Below are 17309 nucleotides of genomic sequence, written 5' to 3'. Positions count from 1 at the left end.
AGATGATCCTCAGAAAGAAAGGCCATGACGATGGAAGTTGTCATTCTCCCGGGCACCAAGCAGATCGGTGCGCTTGCTGCCGATGCCATCGAGGCATTGGTGCGGCGAAAGCCGAATGCCGTGCTGGGGCTTGCCACGGGATCATCTCCTTTGCCCATCTATGACGAATTGGCCAGCCGCTACGAAGCCGGGGGCCTGGACTTCAGCCAGGCCCACGGCTTCGCCCTGGACGAATATGTTGGCCTTGAGGCCGGACATCCTGAGTCTTACCGGGAGGTAATCCGGCGTGAATTTACCAACAGGGTGAACATCAAACCGGAGAACGTCCACGGCCCCGATGGTGCCGCCGAAGACCTTGAAGCAGCATGCCAGGACTACGAGGACGCCATTAAGGCCGTCGGAGGCGTGGATCTCCAGATCCTGGGCGTGGGCACTGACGGGCATATCGGGTTCAATGAGCCTGGCTCATCCCTTGCCTCGAGGACACGGATCAAAACCCTGATTGAGCAGACGCGCAAAGACAACGCCCGCTTCTTCGACAGCATCGACGACGTCCCGCACCACGTGGTGACCCAGGGTCTGGGGACCATTATGGACGCCAAGCACGTGGTCCTGGTGGCCACGGGCGCCCAAAAAGCCCAGGCGGTCCGGGATTTCGTGGAAGGCCCGGTGGCTGCGATTTGCGCGGCATCGATCCTGCAGATGCATCCCCACGCCACCATCCTGGTGGATGAAGCGGCAGCTTCATCACTGAAACTGGCTGATTACTACCGGCACACCTACGACAACAAGCCGGAGTGGCAGGGCCTGTAGACGGTAAGATGTTTGGCATGACTACGCTTCCTCCGGATCCATTCGAAAACGACCCCATGCGCGAGCTTTCCGGAGCCGGAACGTCCACTTCCACCATTGAGCGTGAAGAAACACGCCAGGAAGTGGAGCCCGGCGACCGCGAGCGGTTCTCCCACTACGTCCGCAAGGAAAAGATCATGGAGTCGGCCCTGACCGGCGAGCCCGTGATTGCCTTGTGCGGCAAAGTCTGGACGCCGGGCCGCGATCCGCAGAAGTTCCCGGTCTGCCCGGAGTGCAAGGAGATTTACGAAGGCCTCCGTCCCGGCAATGACGGTGGAAACAACGGCGGCCCGGGCAACTCCAAGTAGTGGGTGGGAAGAAAACACAGTCCCCTTCTGAACGTCACCGCTTTCCGGTCCGCTTTTGCGTGCCCGAAAAGCCTGAGGCAACCGCAACTGCCGTGAGGCCGGGGGAGTCAGCATGACAGAAACACTTTTTGGTGGTCCTTCACTGCCTCCCGCGTATCCGGAGCGCGCAGCTTGGGGAACGGCTCCCAAGCTGCGCGCCTGGCAGCAGGAGGCACTTGACCTGTACATGACCCGCAACCCGAWGGACTTCCTGGCCGTGGCGACGCCCGGTGCAGGTAAGACCACCTTCGCCCTGCGGATTGCGACCACGCTGCTGGACAGCGGCGTGGTTAACCGCATCACCATCGTGGCGCCAACGGACCACCTCAAGAGGCAGTGGGCCGATGCTGCCGCCAAGGTGGGTATCGCCATCGATCCCAACTTCAAGAACTCCGACGGCCAGCACGGCAGGGGGTTCGTGGGCGTTGCCGTCACTTACGCACAGGTGGCCAGCAAACCAATGCTGCACCGTGCCAAGACTGAAGCCGCACGCACCCTGGTGATCCTTGATGAGATCCACCACGGTGGTGAAGCCCTGTCGTGGGGCGATGGCCTCCGTGAGGCTTTCGATCCCGCCGCCCGGCGTCTGTCCTTGACGGGTACGCCTTTCCGTTCCGACACCTCACCCATTCCTTTCGTCGAATACGCCGAGGACCGGGACGGGATCCGCAGATCCAAGGCCGATTACACGTACGGCTATGGCAACGCACTGCGGGACCACGTCGTGCGCCCCGTCCTGTTCATGGCCTACTCCGGCCAGATGCGGTGGCGAACCAGTGCCGGGGACGAAATGGCGGCTTCCTTGGGCGAGGCAGCAGTCACCAAGGACATCACCTCACAGGCTTGGCGCACAGCTCTGAATCCCACCGGGGAATGGATTCCCGCCGTCCTGGCAGCTGCGGACAAGCGCCTCAGCGAAGTCCGTCGAACAGTGCCTGACGCCGGTGGCCTAGTGATAGCCACGGACCACGATGACGCCCGCGCCTACGCCGGCCAGTTGAAGAAAATCACCGGCCAGTCGCCCACAGTGATTCTCTCGGATGACTCCAAGGCATCGAGCAAGATCGAGGAGTTCTCCGCAGGGGACAAGCGCTGGATGGTCGCCGTGCGCATGGTGTCCGAAGGTGTTGACGTACCCCGCCTCTCCGTGGGCGTCTACGCCACCTCTACCTCGACCCCCTTGTTCTTTGCCCAGGCTGTCGGACGTTTTGTCCGTGCGCGCAAAAGGGGCGAAACGGCGTCGGTCTTCCTGCCGTCGGTACCGCCCTTGATGATTCTCGCCAACACCATGGAGGCCGAGCGCGACCATGCGCTGGACCGCCCTGAAAAGGACGAGGACGGACTTTTCAGTCCCGAAGAAAACCTGATGGCCGAGGCCAACCGCGAAGACAAAGCTTCCGACGAGCTCACCAAGGGCAAATTTGAGGCGTTGGACTCCCAAGCGTCCTTCGACCGTGTCCTGTTCGATGGTGGCGAGTTCGGTACCGGGGCGGACATCGGTTCCGACGAGGAGCTGGACTTCCTCGGCATCCCAGGACTCCTTGATGCCGAGCAGGTGGGAACGTTGCTCCGGCAGCGCCAGCACGAGCAGCAGTCGCGCAAGAAGCGGCAGTCTCCACTGGCTGCTGCGGCTTCGCCGGCGATTCCGGACCACCGGATGCTCATGGACCTGCGCAATGAGCTGGCCAAGAACGTTGCCGCGTGGGCTGCCCGGACAGGGACGCCGCACGGTGTGGTCCACACCAAGCTGCGCGAGGTCTGCGGCGGTCCGGCTGTTGCCCAGGCCAACGGGGAGCAACTGCAGGCACGGCTTCGGAAGCTTCAGGACTGGTTCATCGGCCGGAAGTAACCAGTAACACGCCCACATGACGAAAGGGCGCCGCTACCAGCGGCGCCCTTTCGTCATCTCCGCGTGACTTCAGGGAACGGGGCCCTGGGTCAGATGCGATGGTTCAGATGCGATGGTTCAGATGCGATGGGTCAACTGTGATCGACGTCGACGCCGGCAGCTTCCATCTCGTCGAAGGTGTCACTGAGGTCCCCGGCGATTCCCGCGGTGAGGCCGGCGATCACGGTGGTGTTGTATCCGGCCTGGACAGCATCCAAAGCTGTGGCTTTGACGCAATAGTCGGTAGCCAGGCCAACAATCACCACGTCTTCAACGTCATGGCTCTGGAGCCAGTCATCGAGCCCGATCGCGTCCTCGTCGAGTACTTCCTCGACCGCGGCTCCCGCCTTCAGGTCCCCGGTAGGAACATCGTCTTCCGGGGCCAGGACGCCTTCGAAGCCCGAGTAAGCGGCTGTGTACTGTCCTTTGCGGAAGTACGCCTGGATGTACTCAGGGTCAAGGTCCTCATGGAGCTCGGCGCCCTTGCTACGGGCCCGGCAGTGCGGCGGCCACGAGTCCACCATGTCGGGATCGTCCGAGAAATGGTCGCCCGGTTCGATGTGCCAGTCCTGCGTGGCGACGATGTGATCGAAGTGCTGCTGGTTGGCGTCCACATACTCCGTAATCGCGGCAGCGACATCCGCGCCGCCTTCGACCGCCAAAGTGCCACCCTCACAGAAGTCGTTCTGGACATCAACGATGATCAAGGCCCGGGACATCAGTTCTCCTCGTAAATGGTGGGAATGGCGGCTTCGCCACGCTGCAGGCGGTTCACTACGGGTGGCAGTTCGGCCATGGTTGCCGCATGGCGCTCCTTGGCGCGGACAACACCTTCCGGCCCGGTCCATCCCGGCAGGACCTCGCCGTTCTTGACGAACTGATGAAGCAGCGGACGGTCGTTGCCGTCATCTTCCGGGCGGTGGCCGATGCCCACGACTTCGGCGGTGGCCCTTCCGCGCTCGTTGAGCTTGCGGAGGGCGTACTTGCGGCCACCGACGCTTGCCTTGTTCTTGGCAGCCTTGGCCACGGAGATGAACTCACCGGCGTCGTTGGTGCGGCTGACCAGCTTGTAGACCATGCTCGCCGTCGGAGCGCCTGAACCGGTGACCAGCGACGTCCCCACGCCATAGGAGTCCACCGGGGCAGATTGCAGCGCCGCGATGGCGAACTCGTCCAGGTCCGAGGTCACCACGATGCGCGTGTTGACGTTGCCGAGGTCATCGAGCAGTTGCCGGACCCATTGCGCCTGGGCAACGAGGTCGCCGGAGTCCAGACGTACTGCGCCGAGTTTGTCACCGGCGAGCTCGACGGCGGTCCGAACCGCAGTTTCGACGTCGTAGGTATCGACCAGCAGGGAAGTCCCCGGACCGAAGGTGGCAATCTGGGCTTCGAAGGCCTCGCGCTCGGTGTCATGAAGAAGCGTGAAGGAGTGGGCTGCGGTACCGACGGTTTTGATGCCGTAGCGCCGGCCGGCTTCAAGGTTGGAGGTACTGGCGAAGCCGGCGATGACAGCGGCGCGTGCTGCCGCCGTCGCCGATTCCTCCTGTGTGCGCCGGGAGCCCATCTCGATACAGGGGCGGGTTCCGGCCGCCGAGGTCATCCGTGACGCAGCCGAGGCTATGGCGCTGTCGTGATTAAGGACCGAAAGGACGAACGTCTCAAGGATGCAGGCCTCGGCGAAAGTCGATTCGACGATGAGGATGGGGGAGTTGGGGAAATAGGCATCCCCTTCGGCGTATCCCCAGATGTCGCCGCTGAACTTGTAGTCGGCAAGGTAATCCAGGGTCTCCCTGTTCACTACCTTGTTCTGCTCCAGGAATGCGAGTTCAGCATCGCCGAACCTGAAGTCCGCAATGCCTTCCAGCAAGCGTCCCGTGCCACCCACCACGCCGTAGCGGCGGCCATCCGGCAACCGTCGGGCGAAGGCTTCAAACACAGAACGGCGATGCGCGGCACCTGAGTGCAGGGCGGCCTGCAGCATCGTCAGTTCGTAGTGGTCTGTGTACAAGGATGTTGCGGGGTGGTCCCACGACGCGGCTCTACTCACGAATTCACTCTAGTGCGAGCCGCCATAGAATGGACAGATGAGCCCTAGCGTTGCGTTTGGCACGGACATCGATGAGCGGACGGAAGCTGCAGAGCAAACGTCCACTGATGTCCTGACAGCCCCTGATGTCCCCTGGAACCTGGTGATCTGGAACGATCCCGTCAACCTGATGAGCTACGTGAGCTATGTTTTCCAGAGCTACTTCGGCTACTCCGAGTCGAAAGCACACAAGTTGATGATGGAGGTCCACAAGAAGGGCCGCTCCATCGTTGCGTTCGGAAGCAAGGAACAAGTGGAGCAGCATGCGGTGGCCATGCACGGTTTTGGCCTGTGGGCCACCGTGGAGAAGGCTGCCAGTGGCAATGAGACACCCGGAAAGGGCGGCCGCCAGCGTGGCTAAGGCATTCAAATACGGTCTTAAAGGCATCACCGGGTTCCTTGAACCGGCTGAACGTGATCTCCTCCGCGGATTGCTGGACGACGTCATCTCCATGCTGGACCCGGAAGTCCGGGAGAACGAAGACCCGCTGGCTGCCCTGATTGGCCTGGACATGGACGTTAAGCAGCCAACGGACAGGGCCCTGCTGCGGCTCCTGCCCAACGTTATGAAGGACGACGACGGCGGCTCGCTTGAGTTCCGGCAACTCACCGAACGCTCAGTCCGGGAAAACAAAATCGGCGCCCTGCGGGCAACGGCCATGGGTTTGGACAAGGAAGACCTGGTCCTGACGCCCGAGGAGGCTGCCCGGTGGTCAATGGCTCTCAACGACGTCAGGCTTGTTCTGGCCGAACGTCTGGACATCCGCGATGAGGCGGACGCCGAGCACATCCACACCATGCAGGACTGGAGCCAGGCTGAAGATGTGGAGAGCTACTTGGCCCTGGTCTACAACTTCACCACGTGGCTGCAGGAGTCCTTGGTGCAGGCCATGATCTCTGCCAGGCAGGCAAAATCCTGATCCCGGGGGCCTGGCGCCACCCACGCCTTGTGACACATAAGACACGAGGCGGAGGACACACCTGATGGCCGCACTCCACGGGAAGCCTTATTCTCGAATAATCATGACTTCAGCATCGGGTTCACAAAGCGGCGCTACGGGCAGTAGCGCCCCCGTCAGCACAGGGGAAATCGTGGGAACGCGCCCGATCGGTATTTTTGATTCCGGCGTGGGCGGATTGACGGTGGCACGATCCATCATCGACCAGCTGCCCAACGAATCCATACTCTACGTTGGCGATACTGCCAACGGACCGTACGGTCCGCTCCCGATTGCAGAGGTCCGCGCCAACGCCCTTGGCGTGATGGACGAACTCGTGGACTCCGGAGTGAAGCTCCTGACCATTGCCTGCAACTCGGCATCGGCGGCTGTGCTTCGCGATGCGAGGGAAAGATACACGGCCCGGTACGGCATCCCGGTGATTGAAGTGATTCAACCGGCTGTCCGCCGTGCGGTTTCAGCCACCCGGTCCGGAAAGATCGGCGTCATCGGAACATCTGCCACGGTGGGTTCGCGAGCATATGAGGACACCTTTGCCGCTGCACCGGACCTCACCATCACGTCCGTGGCCTGCCCGGCTTTTGTGAGTTTCGTGGAGGCTGGCGTCACCACCGGACCTGAGCTCCTGGCGGCCGCCAACGAGTATCTCGCCCCGCTCAAGGATGCCGGCGTGGACACCGTCGTCCTCGGATGCACGCACTATCCCTTGCTGACCGGGGTCATCTCGTTCGTCATGGGTGAGGACGTCACGCTGGTTTCCAGTGCGGAAGAAACCGCCAAGGACGTCTACCGGGCCCTGGCCACCCACGGTATCCAGCGCACTGGATCGAGTGCGCCGAGCCACGAGTTCATCGCCACCGGGGACGCTGCGCAGTTTGAGATACTGGCGCGCCGTTTCCTGGGACCCGAAGTCCTCTCCGTGAAGCATGTCGACCACGTGGCAGCGCAGTATCCAACCGGCAGCCTCGCCCGGATCACCCCCGAGATGCTGGAAGCAGCCAAGTCCGGTGCCGGCCTTGGCCGCCGCTCGTATTTCGTGAACCCCGGAGCGAGCGCGGACGCAGCCATGGGGCGTGGCTTGTGAAGCTGACCATTGTCGGGTGCACCGGATCCTTCCCCGGGCCGGGATCGCCGGCGTCGTGCTACCTCGTCACCGCCCATGACGGCGAACGCGAGTGGAAAATCGTCATGGACCTTGGCAGCGGTGCCCTGGGTACCATCCAGCGCTACACGGACCTTGAAGACATCGACGCGATCTTCCTCACGCACCTGCATCCTGACCACTGCATGGACCTGTGCGGCCTCCACGTCGCGGTGCGCTGGAAGCCGGGCGGCTGGGGACGGGACCGCCTTCCCGTGTGGGGCCCGGCTGCCACTGCCGACCGGATGGCCACGGCCTACGGTTTGGAGCTGGACCCGGGGATGCATGAGGAATTCGACTTCACCAACTGGACCGAGCTCAAGCCCGTCGCTGTTGGTCCCTTCACCGTGACGCCGTTCGCCGTGAACCACCCGGTGGAGGAGGCCTACGCCTTGCGTGTCACGGCCACCGAACCGGGCAAGGACGGTGTCCCCGTGACCAAGATCCTGACGTATTCGGGCGACACCGATTCCTGCCAGGGACTGGAAGACGCCGCCAAGGGGTCGGACCTCTTCCTGTGCGAGGCGGCCTTTGAAGAGGGGCGGGACGACGACATCAAGGACGTCCACCTCACCGGCAAGCGCGCGGGCGAGGCTGCAACGAATGCAGGAGCCAAACGCCTTCTCCTCACTCACATCCCCGTGTGGACCTCGCAAACCAAAGTGTTGTCCGAGGCCAAGCCAGTGTTCGCCGGGGACGTCGCCGTCGCCGTGGCCGGAGTCCACTACACGATCTAGCAGCCACCACACGATCCGGCAGCCACTGCACGCTCCGGCAGCCACTGCACGCTCCGGCAAGGCCCGGCGGTGGCAGTGCCGTCATCGTCGCTAAGCTTGGAGCATGACTTCTGAAGCTACAGCCACACCCGTCGTCCGCGCCGATGGCCGGACCCCTGACCAACTGCGACCCATCAGTATCACCCGCGGCTGGTCCAAGCAGGCTGAGGGCTCTGCACTGATCGAGTTCGGCAACACCCGGGTTCTGTGCACCGCTTCCCTGACCGAGGGCGTGCCACGCTGGCTCAAGGGCGAAGGCCGCGGCTGGGTGACGGCCGAATACGCCATGCTTCCCCGTGCCACGAACACCCGTTCGGACCGTGAGTCCGTCAAGGGCAAGATCGGCGGCCGCACCCACGAAATCTCCCGCCTGATCGGCCGCTCCCTGCGCTCCATCATCGATACCAAGGCACTCGGCGAGAACACGATCGTCCTGGACTGCGACGTCCTGCAGGCCGACGGCGGCACCCGCACCGCTGCCATCACTGGCGCTTACGTCGCGCTCGCCGAGGCCATCCGCTTTGCCCGGGAGAACAAGCTCATCTCCCGCAATGCCGAGCCCCTTGTGGACACCATTGCGGCGGTTTCCGTTGGCATCATCGACGGTGTCCCCATGCTGGACCTGCCCTACGTTGAAGACGTCCGCGCGGAGACCGACATGAACGTCGTGGTTACAGGCTCGGGCAAATTCGTCGAGGTCCAGGGCACCGCGGAAGGTGCTCCGTTCGACCGCGACGAACTCAATGCCCTTCTCGACCTTGCGCTGCTGGGCACAACCCAACTCGCCGCCATCCAGCGCGAAACGCTGGCGGAAGCTCCGTGAGCGCCGCTTCAGCGGCCATTGGCCCCCGCCTCGTTCTCGCCACGCACAACAAGGGCAAGCTGAAGGAACTCCGTGAACTGCTGCGGGGCCAGGTGCCGGGCCTCGACGTCGACACCCAGGTGGTGGATGCCGCCGCAGCGGGTGCCCCCGACGTGGCAGAAACCGGCGTCACCTTTGCCGAGAATTCGCTGCTCAAGGCCCGTGCCGTGGCCGAAGCGACCGGTTTGGTTGCCATCGCCGACGACTCCGGGCTGGCAGTGGATGTCCTGGGCGGCGCACCCGGGATCTTTTCTGCCCGCTGGTCGGGCCGGCACGGCGACGACACCGGCAACCTGAAGCTGCTGTTGGCACAACTGTCCGATGTTCCGGATCAATTCCGTGGGGCAGCGTTCGTGTGCGCCGCGGCCCTGGCTGTCCCGGGGACGGATGGCATCGCCCACGAGACCGTGGAGTACGGCCAGCTGGAGGGGACGCTTCTTCGTGAACCCCGCGGTGAAGGGGGCTTCGGCTACGATCCGGTGCTGCAACCTGCCGGCATGGACCGCAGCTGCGCCGAGCTGACCTCCGAGGAAAAGAACGCCATCAGCCACCGCGGTCAAGCGTTCCGGGCTTTGCTGCCTGCGGTCATCGCTGCTCTTTCCGGGACCGCGACGCCGACGCAGCAGTAACGTCATCGGCTGACTGTGCAGCCGTCAAAGAAGAGGCACCCCGCGTTCGCGGGGTGCCTCTTCTTTGCTGTGAAGCTTTTGCTGTGGCGCTGCGGGAGCCTTAGTGCTCGCCGTGCTTCCCACCGTCATGTTCTTCGATGAATTCCTCCACCGGGTCAGTCCCTTCGGCTGCGGCTTTACGCTTCGCCACAAAGCCGCGGGTGACCTCGATGATGACCGGGATGACGGAGATCAGCACGATGACAATGAAAATGATGTCCAGGTTCTTGCTGACCCAGGGGATACGATCGCCCAGAACGTAACCCAGGAACGTGACGCCGCCGCCCCACAGCACTGCGCCGATGACGTTGAAGATGAAGAACTTGCGCTTGTCCATCTGGGCAACGCCCACAATGACGGGGACGAACGTGCGGATGATGGGGACGAACCGCGCCAGGATCAACGCTTTCCCGCCGTGCTTCTCGAAGAAGGCGTGGGCGCTCTCAACGTTCTCTTTCTTGAAGAGCTTTGAGTCCGGACGGTTGAAGATCGCGGGACCGGCCTTGGAACCGATGAGGTAGCCCGTCTGGTTGCCGATGATCGCGGAGACGATGATCAGGCCGGCCAGGGCCCAGATGTTGAACTTGATGGTATCCGTGGCAACCAGCAGGCCCGCGGTAAACAGCATTGAGTCGCCGGGCAGGAAGAAGCCCACCAGCAGGCCCGTCTCGGCAAAGACGATGCCGCACACGAGGAGTACAACCCACGGTGCCAGGGCAGGATCGGCCAGGAAGATCTGGGGGTTGAGCCAGTCGGGCAGGAACGAAGCCATGGAGGGCTGCACCGGTCCTGCACCCCCGAAAGTGGATACGGCAAGGTCGCTCATCGCAGAAAAGATCACCCAACAAGCCTACTGGACGGCCGTCGTCGTCTTTTTCGGCGAAAGTCTTGACTCAATCTTCGGCGGTTGTATGGTTAGTTACATGAGTAATGAACCAATGAGGCGGTGCTGCTCATGATCGATGACAGCAAACCGATCTTCATGCAGATCGCCGAACTCATCGAGAACGGAATCGTGGACGGCAGCCTGGCGGAGGAATCCCAAGTGCCTTCCACCAATGAGTTCGCAGCTTTCCACCGTATTAATCCGGCAACGGCAGCCAAGGGCGTCAACGTGCTGGTGGATTCAGGAATTCTCTACAAACGCAGGGGGATAGGGATGTTCGTGGCGACAGGGGCGCGCGCCAACGTGATAGCGCGGCGCACCGAGGAATTCTTCGAACAATACGTCAAGCCGCTGGCACTGGAAGCCCGAAAGCTGGGGATCTCGAAGGAGCAGCTGAACACCATGATTGAACGCAGTTCCGGACTCGCACCTGACTCCGGAACGGACAAGGAAAGGAGCGCGGCCCTGTGAGCGATACCGTCGTCGAGGCCCGTAACCTGTTCAAGAAATACAAGGATCTCAACGCGCTGGACAACGTCAACCTGAGCCTCCCGGCCAACCGCATCTACGGCCTGCTCGGACGTAATGGCGCCGGCAAGACCACCTTGATGTCCGTCCTTACGGCCCAGGCCTTCGCGAGCTCGGGCGAAGCCCTCGTCTTCGGCTCCGGCGCTTACGAGGACGACTCTGTGCTGTCCCGTATCTGTTTCATCCGAGAGTCCCAAAAATACCCGGATGACTTCCAGCCCAGGCACGCCTTCCGCTCCGCCGCGCTGTTCTACAGGAACTGGGACCAGAAGTTCGCGGACCGGCTGGCTGAGGCCTTCCAGCTCCCCGTCAAGAGACGAATCAAAAAGCTCTCCCGCGGCCAGCTGTCCGCCGTAGGGGTCATCATCGGCCTTGCCTCACGCGCAGAACTGACGTTCTTCGACGAACCGTACTTGGGACTCGACGCCGTAGCCCGGCAATTGTTCTATGACCGGTTGGTGGAGGACTACGCGGAACATCCGCGAACCATCATCCTGTCCTCCCACCTGATCGATGAGGTAGCCAACCTTCTGGAACACGTAGTTGTTATCGATCAGGGCCGGATCATCATGAACGCGGACGCGGAGGACATCCGTGGTTCCGCCGTGACTGTTTCCGGTTCCGCAGACAAGGTGGACTCTTTCCTCTCCGGCCGGAAGATCCTTCATCGCGAAACCCTCGGTTCCCTGGCCTCGGTGACTGTGGACGAGACGCTCAACAGCCACGAACGCGCGGAAGCGCAGGAGCTGGGGCTTGAACTCTCGCCCGTATCCCTGCAGCAGTTGGTGGTTCGCAAAACCATGGCCGGAGCCGGCGCCAAGGGTCAGGGTGCCCAGGAGTTCGCAGACGACGCGTTGGAGGCAAAGCGATGAGCAGAACACTAGCGGTTGCCCGGATGCAACTGATCAACAAGTGGACCTACATTGGATGGCCGCTGACCATCCTGGCCGCTTCGTTCCTGATGTCGCTGGCCATCTTTGCGCTTATTCCCGTCAACGAGGGCAAATACGGCGGTGGAAGCCAAGCCCCCTTGTGGTACTTCCTGGTGCTCGGAATCCAGAGCATGACCTTGGTGTTCCCGTTCTCCCAGGGACTGAGCATCAGTCGTCGGGCTTTCTACCTGGGTACTGTGGGGCTCTTCTCGCTCATCGCTCTTGGCATGACAGGCCTTTATCTCCTGGGTGGTGCCATTGAAGGGGCAACGAACGGTTGGGGTGTCTATGGCTACTTCTTCAAGATTCCGTGGGTCACGGACGGGCCTTGGTACTCAACAGCGGCCTTCTTCTTCGTGGTGATGATGTTCATGTTCATCATCGGGTTCTGGTTCGCCACCATCTTCAAGCGCTGGGGGACAACCGGAACTCTGGTATCAACGCTGGGAACGGCGGTGGCCCTCATCGGTCTGGCTGCGCTGGCAACCCTGCTGGGATGGTGGGGCGCAGTGGGAAGCTGGACGGCCCAGCAGACCCCACTGAGCGTCAGCGGGTGGATGGCATTGTTGTGCGTGGCACTCGCAGCCGGCTCCTACGCCACTCTTCGCCGGGCCACACCTTAGGCAACACGGTAAGCAACACGATGTAGCGTTCCCCACATTAGCGGTGCAAGTGGCCGCCCCGCCGTCGAAATCGGCAGGGGCGGCCTTTTCCGGCTGTAATCTTGTCCAGTGGCATTGGACTTTACGGCGATCGACTTTGAAACAGCCAACGGCTTCAGGGGGTCGCCCTGTTCAGTGGGTCTCAGCAAGGTCCGCAACGGGGTTGTTGTGGAGGAAGCCTCCTGGCTGATGCGTCCCCCGGAGAACCACGATCATTTTGAGTTCCACAACACCCGCATCCACGGCATCCGTGCCGAGGACGTAGCGGGTCAGCCCAGGTTCGGTGAGCTGTTCCCCGAAATCGGCGCGTTCATCGGCGGCGATATCCTGGCCGCACACAACGCCGCCTTCGACCTTGGAGTCATCAGGTCCGGGTTGGAAGTCTCCGGTCTCGCCGGGCCGGCCTACGACTACGTCTGCACCGTGATGCTTTCGCGCCGGTGCTATTCACTCGTTTCGAACTCCCTGCCGTATGCGGCCGAAGAAGCCGGCGTACCGCTCGTGAACCATCACGACGCCGCAGAGGATGCCCGCGCATGCGCCGGGATCCTGGTGGACATCGCACGGCGCAACGATGCCAACAGCATCRCCGAGCTCTACCTTTCCCTGGGACTCAGCCTGCCAAGCCAGCCCGCTTTCGACCCCGCCTTCGGCTTGTCCAAGGCGACGATGTCCGCGTTGGCCGCCAGGACGGGCAGCTCCTTCGAGCGAACACTGGACCGCACTCCGGGCATCGCCGGCGGCTGGTCTGCCTGGCCGGAGGAAGGACCCAATCCTCTGCCCAACCCCGCGGCAGAGCCCGGCCACCCCCTGTTCGGGCAAACAGTGGTCTTCACCGGAGACCTCGCGATCACCCGGCCGGAAGCCAAATCGCGGGCCGCGGAGATGGGCGCCCGGCCCGAAAGCCGCGTCACCGCCCGGACCACGGTTCTCATTGTCGGCGACGGTTTCGTGGCCGGAGACCTTCGTGCCGGACGGCTCACGGGCAAAGCCAAACGGGTCCTGGAACTCCACGCCAAGGGCCAACAAATCGAGGTCGTCTCGGAGGGTGAGTTCCTGCAGATGGTCGGCGGCGCATAAGGCCTCGCGGGTCATAGTGCGCAACAATGCTTCCTGTCCGGGGAGCGGCACTCCTAGCCTTGGCTAATGAGCAAGCCAAGCGTTTTCCTGGCCCCGGCGCGGCAAGCTGCCAACGCGCCGGCGGGCGGGGTTGATTGGCGGAGAGTCTTCGCTTTCCCCAACCCGGTCAACGAATACGCCGCCCGGATAACTGCCGGCCTGGTGGTCATCCTTGCCATTGCGACGCTGCTGACCAGCTGGGGTGGGGGACTGGTAGCACTGGCGGCCGGCTTCTGGCTGCGGGTCCTGTTTGGTCCCCGGATTTCCCCGTTGGCACTGCTGTCCGTCAAGGTCCTGGCGCCCAGGATCGGGCGTGCCAAGCTGGTGCCCGGTCCTCCCAAGCGCTTCGCCCAAGGCATCGGGGCAGCTTTGACGAGTGCCGCCGTCGTGTTGTTCTTCACCGGCTTCCAGCCGGCGGCATGGGTGCTGCTCGCGTTGTTGATCGTGGCAGCCTCACTGGAATCGCTGGCCGGCTTTTGCCTCGGTTGCGCCATCTTTGGCTTCCTCCAGCGCCGGGGCCTTATCCCCGCCGACGTGTGCGAGGCGTGCGCCGACATCTCCGTTCGCAGATCGTAGGGTCCCTCAGCCGGTGGTCACGGCAAGCAGCCTGTCCGCCATGCCGCGAATGACCTCGGGGGCTTCCAGTGCTTCCAGCCAGTCCGCGGGAAGGCACTCTTCACCATAAAAGGCGCCCAGGATGTTTCCTGCGATGGAGCCTGTGGAGTCGCTGTCGCCGCTGTGGTTTACGGCAACCGCCACAGCATTGCGGAAGTGCTCGGCGGGGTCCCCGCCGCTGGTAGCCAGAACGGCGTAAAGCCCGACGGCGAGTGCCTCCTCGGCAACCCACCCCTCACCGAGCGCTGCGGTCAGCTCTTCCGGGCTCAATACTGTGTTCCGGGCGGACAACTGCAACGCGGCTTCAAGGCTCTCGGAGAGCTCCGGGGCCTTGGTGGGGACGTTGTTCACATATGCGAGGGCTTCCTTGGCTGCGTCCCGGACATCGCTGCCGGCAACAATGTGATGGATCAGCAGGCTGAAGGCGGCCGCGCTTAGCCGTGCTGAAGGGTGTCCGTGGGTCAACGAGCCTGCGTCGGAACTGAGTTTGTAGACGGCGTCCCGGGAGATGTGGGGGATCAGGCCGAACGGCGCCGAACGCATTACTGTGCCGCATCCTTTGGACTCAGGATTCACCGGCCGCGCCACCGTTCCCATCTCGCCCGAGGCCAGGCCACTGAGGCAGGCGTTGCCCGGAGCCCGCCGGTGCCGGAGCACAGCCTGGGCATCGATCCACCGGGGCTGCGGGACGGGCGCTGACGAGGAAACCGCAACGTCCTGCGTCGCAAGCCAGCGCAGGTAGGCAAGCCACAGGCAGGCGATCTCGTCTGCCGCCACTCCATCGTTCGCCCATTCGAGCGCCTCCACCAGACCATCCACCGTGTACAGCGTCATCTGGGTGTCGTCCGAAAAGTGGCTGCCGCCGTCGAGCTGTTCAAACGAGGTCAGTCCCGCGGAGCCGTAGCGTGCCCGAATCGCCGCGATGGAGTCAAACTCGACGGCGTATCCCAGGGAATCGCCCAGGGCCCCGCCCAAAAGGGAGCCGTAGACACGGGACTTGAAGGACGGCGTGGCGGGGGAAGTAGCTTCAACACTCATGCCAGTAACTTACCGTGCCCGTGAGGCCCCGCTGATATGGTGGGGAAGCTGTCCGGCACTGCGAAAACTTGGAGAGATAACGTGCGTGAACCTGCTTGGCGACGAACAGGTAAAACACCTGACTACAGGTTTTCGATGGCGAATGAGCGTACTTTCCTGGCCTGGATCCGCACTTCGCTGGCTCTGCTTGCCGGCGCTGTGGCCGTAGATCAGTTGGCGCCGAATATCGCGCCGACGCCCGTCCGGCTGGTTTTATGCGTCCTGCTGGCCCTCGTAGGGGCCGGCCTGGCGGCACTGTCCTACCGCCGGTGGGGCCAGATGGAAGCAGCGATGCGGCAGGACCAGGCACTGCCTTTCTCACGGGTGATGTTATTCATGACCATAGTGGTAGCCGTGGCAGCGTTCGCCTTCGCGGTGCTGATCCTGGTGGCCCGATGAGCAGGAAGACCCAGTGACCGGCACCGTTCCGGAAAGTACCCGGGATCCCGGCCTGCAGCCCGAGCGGACCACCCTTGCCTGGCGCAGGACGCTGATCTCCCTGGTGGTGGTGGACCTGTTCATCTGGCGGAGTTGGCTGACATCAGAGCCTTCCTCCGGCACCATCGTTACCGGCCTGCCTGGACTGGACTACCAAGGGATCTGTGCGCTGGCCGCCGCGGCGGCCACCGTTGTCCTCGCTTCCGTGGTGTGGGTGCGCTCACGGCAACTCCAGGCCGGCTTCCAGGCAGCCCCCACGCGGTTGATCCTGGCCAGCACCCTGTCCGTGATGGGCCTGGGCGCCGCCGCGATCGCGGCCATTTCCTTGGGCGGATAAGCTCAAGGGGCAGCTTTCATCGCCTCCAGCGTTGACCCAGCAACCGTCCAGATTCGGGTGGCAAGATACTCGAGGGCTCCTGGCGCGTTGAAAGGCGTGCCCTAGTGTTGCCCGCTGTGCTTCGGCACCAGCGCACCAACTTTCACACCGACCGTAAGGACCCGTTCCACATGACCTCTTCTGTGCAGGCCGCTACCGATCCCCAACCGGGACTCCTGGCCAGGCTGTCGGCTGAAGCCCTGGGATCGTTGTTCATTGTGCTCGTTGCAGTGGGTGTATCGATACTCTCGAGCCCTGCAGCGGCGCCTTTGCCCTCAGCCTTGGCCGCCGGGCTGACCGTGACTGTGTGCATGTTGGCTTTCGGGCACGTTTCGGGTGGACACTTCAATCCCGCGATCACCTTGGGCAACCTCATTGCCGGACGCATCCGGGCGCTCGCCGCCGTCGCGTATATCGCAGCACAGCTCATCGGAAGCGTGGTTGGTGCAGCCCTTGTCTACGTTGTGGTGACTACCGTGCCCGTTCTCGCGGATGTGCGGGCCGCTTTTGGTTCCACAGCAGCCGGCTTCGGGGAGCACGCTCCCGCCCAAACCCAGCTGGCGGGCGTGCTGCTGGTGGAAGTTATCGGTTCTGCTTTGCTTGTTGCCGTCTTCCTCGGAGCGGCGGCCGGACGCCGTGCCCTTCCTTCCTTGGCACCGTTCGCAGTGGGCCTGGCGACGGCCGTACTGCTGCAGTTCGGCCAGGTTCTTGGCAACCTCCCTTTCAACCCCGCACGCGCAAGCGCGCAAGCTTTCTTCAGCCCCTCCTGGGCCATTGAAGGACTGTGGCTTTTCTGGGTGGCACCTCTGATGGGCGCAGCACTTGCCGGACTCGCTTTCCGCGGTTTCCAGGGGTTGTCCGGGCCTGCCCGCGCCGCTGCCGAACACCAGGGTGGGACAGACGCCATCAACGACCACTTCGACGCTGGAAACGGGATCGCTGAGGAGGCTGCGGACACCCGGGCCGAAACGACTCCGGAGCCGCTCCCTGCGAAGCCGGCGAACGATGACGCACGCGACTTTTTCGACGGCAAGAAAGGCTAGCAACCGGCCAGGATCGACGCCGGGCGGCTTGTCTGCGCTTTATTGTCGGTGACC

21 protein-coding genes are annotated in these 17309 nt (G+C 63.1%); 17 read left to right on the top strand and 4 right to left on the bottom strand.

Annotated features, from left to right (window positions below; genetic code table 11):
- Nucleotides 1–30: 30 nt before the first annotated feature.
- The 3 genes from nagB (at nt 31) to AB4Y81_RS06650 (ending at nt 3048) form a co-directional block, all read left to right on the top strand.
- Nucleotides 31–813 carry a glucosamine-6-phosphate deaminase gene (gene nagB / locus AB4Y81_RS06660; protein WP_026266923.1) on the top strand — a complete coding sequence of 261 codons (783 nt, stop codon included), beginning with the start codon at nt 31–33 and terminating at the stop codon, nt 811–813.
- A gap of 8 nt (nt 814–821) precedes the next feature.
- Nucleotides 822–1160 carry a DUF3039 domain-containing protein gene (locus AB4Y81_RS06655; RefSeq protein WP_018776325.1) on the top strand — a complete coding sequence of 113 codons (339 nt, stop codon included), beginning with the start codon at nt 822–824 and terminating at the stop codon, nt 1158–1160.
- 112 nt (nt 1161–1272) lie between these two features.
- A complete protein-coding gene (locus AB4Y81_RS06650; RefSeq protein ID WP_441995567.1) occupies nt 1273–3048 on the top strand; it encodes a DEAD/DEAH box helicase in 1776 nt (591 codons plus the stop codon).
- A 131-nt stretch (nt 3049–3179) separates the two neighbouring features.
- Here AB4Y81_RS06650 and AB4Y81_RS06645 read toward each other — a convergent pair whose 3' ends face one another.
- Nucleotides 3180–3806 carry an isochorismatase family protein gene (locus AB4Y81_RS06645; protein ID WP_018776323.1) on the bottom strand — a complete coding sequence of 209 codons (627 nt, stop codon included), beginning with the start codon at nt 3804–3806 and terminating at the stop codon, nt 3180–3182.
- Entirely contained in the window at nt 3806–5134 is a 1329-nt protein-coding gene (locus AB4Y81_RS06640; RefSeq protein ID WP_026266922.1) for a nicotinate phosphoribosyltransferase, read from the bottom strand. The genes AB4Y81_RS06645 and AB4Y81_RS06640 overlap by 1 nt, the downstream gene beginning before the upstream one ends.
- Before the next feature lie 37 nt (nt 5135–5171).
- Here AB4Y81_RS06640 and clpS point away from each other — a divergent pair, with 37 nt between their 5' ends.
- The 6 genes from clpS to rdgB all read left to right on the top strand — a co-directional run bounded on the left by clpS (nt 5172) and on the right by rdgB (nt 9540).
- Complete coding sequence (gene clpS, locus AB4Y81_RS06635) at nt 5172–5534, top strand: ATP-dependent Clp protease adapter ClpS (protein WP_018776321.1); 363 nt, start codon at nt 5172–5174, stop codon at nt 5532–5534.
- Nucleotides 5527–6093 carry a DUF2017 domain-containing protein gene (locus AB4Y81_RS06630; protein ID WP_055972139.1) on the top strand — a complete coding sequence of 189 codons (567 nt, stop codon included), beginning with the start codon at nt 5527–5529 and terminating at the stop codon, nt 6091–6093. Before clpS ends, AB4Y81_RS06630 begins: the two co-directional genes overlap by 8 nt.
- A 103-nt stretch (nt 6094–6196) precedes the next feature.
- Entirely contained in the window at nt 6197–7216 is a 1020-nt protein-coding gene (gene murI / locus AB4Y81_RS06625) for a glutamate racemase (RefSeq protein WP_370584010.1), read from the top strand.
- A complete protein-coding gene (locus AB4Y81_RS06620; RefSeq protein WP_416428281.1) occupies nt 7213–8010 on the top strand; it encodes an MBL fold metallo-hydrolase in 798 nt (265 codons plus the stop codon). Before murI ends, AB4Y81_RS06620 begins: the two co-directional genes overlap by 4 nt.
- Nucleotides 8011–8113: 103 nt before the next feature.
- Nucleotides 8114–8872 (top strand): ribonuclease PH, encoded by a 759-nt coding sequence (rph, locus tag AB4Y81_RS06615; RefSeq protein WP_018776317.1) that lies wholly within the window; start codon nt 8114–8116, stop codon nt 8870–8872.
- Nucleotides 8869–9540, top strand: coding sequence for an RdgB/HAM1 family non-canonical purine NTP pyrophosphatase (rdgB, locus tag AB4Y81_RS06610; RefSeq protein ID WP_441995566.1), 672 nt, complete (start codon nt 8869–8871; stop codon nt 9538–9540). Before rph ends, rdgB begins: the two co-directional genes overlap by 4 nt.
- A gap of 100 nt (nt 9541–9640) precedes the next feature.
- Here the strand turns inward: rdgB and AB4Y81_RS06605 are convergent, their stop codons facing one another.
- A complete protein-coding gene (locus AB4Y81_RS06605; protein ID WP_018776315.1) occupies nt 9641–10405 on the bottom strand; it encodes a DedA family protein in 765 nt (254 codons plus the stop codon).
- Between the two features lie 129 nt (nt 10406–10534).
- On the opposite strand from AB4Y81_RS06605, the gene AB4Y81_RS06600 reads away from it, so the two are divergent.
- The 5 genes from AB4Y81_RS06600 (at nt 10535) to AB4Y81_RS06580 (ending at nt 14282) form a co-directional block, all read left to right on the top strand.
- The gene (locus AB4Y81_RS06600) at nt 10535–10936 is read left to right on the top strand and encodes a GntR family transcriptional regulator (protein WP_179128283.1); all 402 of its coding nucleotides are present in this window, start codon (nt 10535–10537) and stop codon (nt 10934–10936) included.
- A complete protein-coding gene (locus tag AB4Y81_RS06595) occupies nt 10933–11865 on the top strand; it encodes an ABC transporter ATP-binding protein (RefSeq protein ID WP_441995565.1) in 933 nt (310 codons plus the stop codon). Before AB4Y81_RS06600 ends, AB4Y81_RS06595 begins: the two co-directional genes overlap by 4 nt.
- The gene (locus tag AB4Y81_RS06590; RefSeq protein WP_026266919.1) at nt 11862–12548 is read left to right on the top strand and encodes a hypothetical protein; all 687 of its coding nucleotides are present in this window, start codon (nt 11862–11864) and stop codon (nt 12546–12548) included. The genes AB4Y81_RS06595 and AB4Y81_RS06590 overlap by 4 nt, the downstream gene beginning before the upstream one ends.
- A 108-nt stretch (nt 12549–12656) precedes the next feature.
- On the top strand, nt 12657–13667 hold the full coding sequence (locus tag AB4Y81_RS06585; protein ID WP_441995564.1) for an exonuclease domain-containing protein: 1011 nt from the start codon (nt 12657–12659) through the stop codon (nt 13665–13667).
- A 66-nt stretch (nt 13668–13733) separates the two neighbouring features.
- Complete coding sequence (locus AB4Y81_RS06580; RefSeq protein ID WP_441995563.1) at nt 13734–14282, top strand: DUF4395 domain-containing protein; 549 nt, start codon at nt 13734–13736, stop codon at nt 14280–14282.
- 6 nt (nt 14283–14288) lie between these two features.
- On the opposite strand, the gene AB4Y81_RS06575 is transcribed toward AB4Y81_RS06580, so the two are convergent.
- Nucleotides 14289–15359, bottom strand: a complete 1071-nt coding sequence (locus AB4Y81_RS06575; protein WP_441995562.1) for an ADP-ribosylglycohydrolase family protein — start codon at nt 15357–15359, stop codon at nt 14289–14291.
- Between the two features lie 135 nt (nt 15360–15494).
- On the opposite strand from AB4Y81_RS06575, the gene AB4Y81_RS06570 reads away from it, so the two are divergent.
- The 3 genes from AB4Y81_RS06570 (at nt 15495) to AB4Y81_RS06560 (ending at nt 17255) form a co-directional block, all read left to right on the top strand.
- Nucleotides 15495–15797, top strand: a complete 303-nt coding sequence (locus AB4Y81_RS06570; protein WP_018776308.1) for a YidH family protein — start codon at nt 15495–15497, stop codon at nt 15795–15797.
- Nucleotides 15798–15810: 13 nt separating this feature from the next.
- Nucleotides 15811–16173: a DUF202 domain-containing protein gene (locus AB4Y81_RS06565; RefSeq protein ID WP_189075141.1), complete on the top strand. Its 363-nt coding sequence runs from the start codon at nt 15811–15813 to the stop codon at nt 16171–16173.
- Nucleotides 16174–16343: 170 nt separating this feature from the next.
- Nucleotides 16344–17255 carry an MIP/aquaporin family protein gene (locus tag AB4Y81_RS06560; RefSeq protein WP_079580520.1) on the top strand — a complete coding sequence of 304 codons (912 nt, stop codon included), beginning with the start codon at nt 16344–16346 and terminating at the stop codon, nt 17253–17255.
- Nucleotides 17256–17309 lie beyond the last annotated feature (54 nt).

It is taken from the genome of Paenarthrobacter sp. TAF1, from assembly GCF_052113825.1.
GTDB lineage: Bacteria > Actinomycetota > Actinomycetes > Actinomycetales > Micrococcaceae > Arthrobacter > Arthrobacter nicotinovorans.
This window is presented reverse-complemented; position numbering and strand designations above follow the sequence as displayed.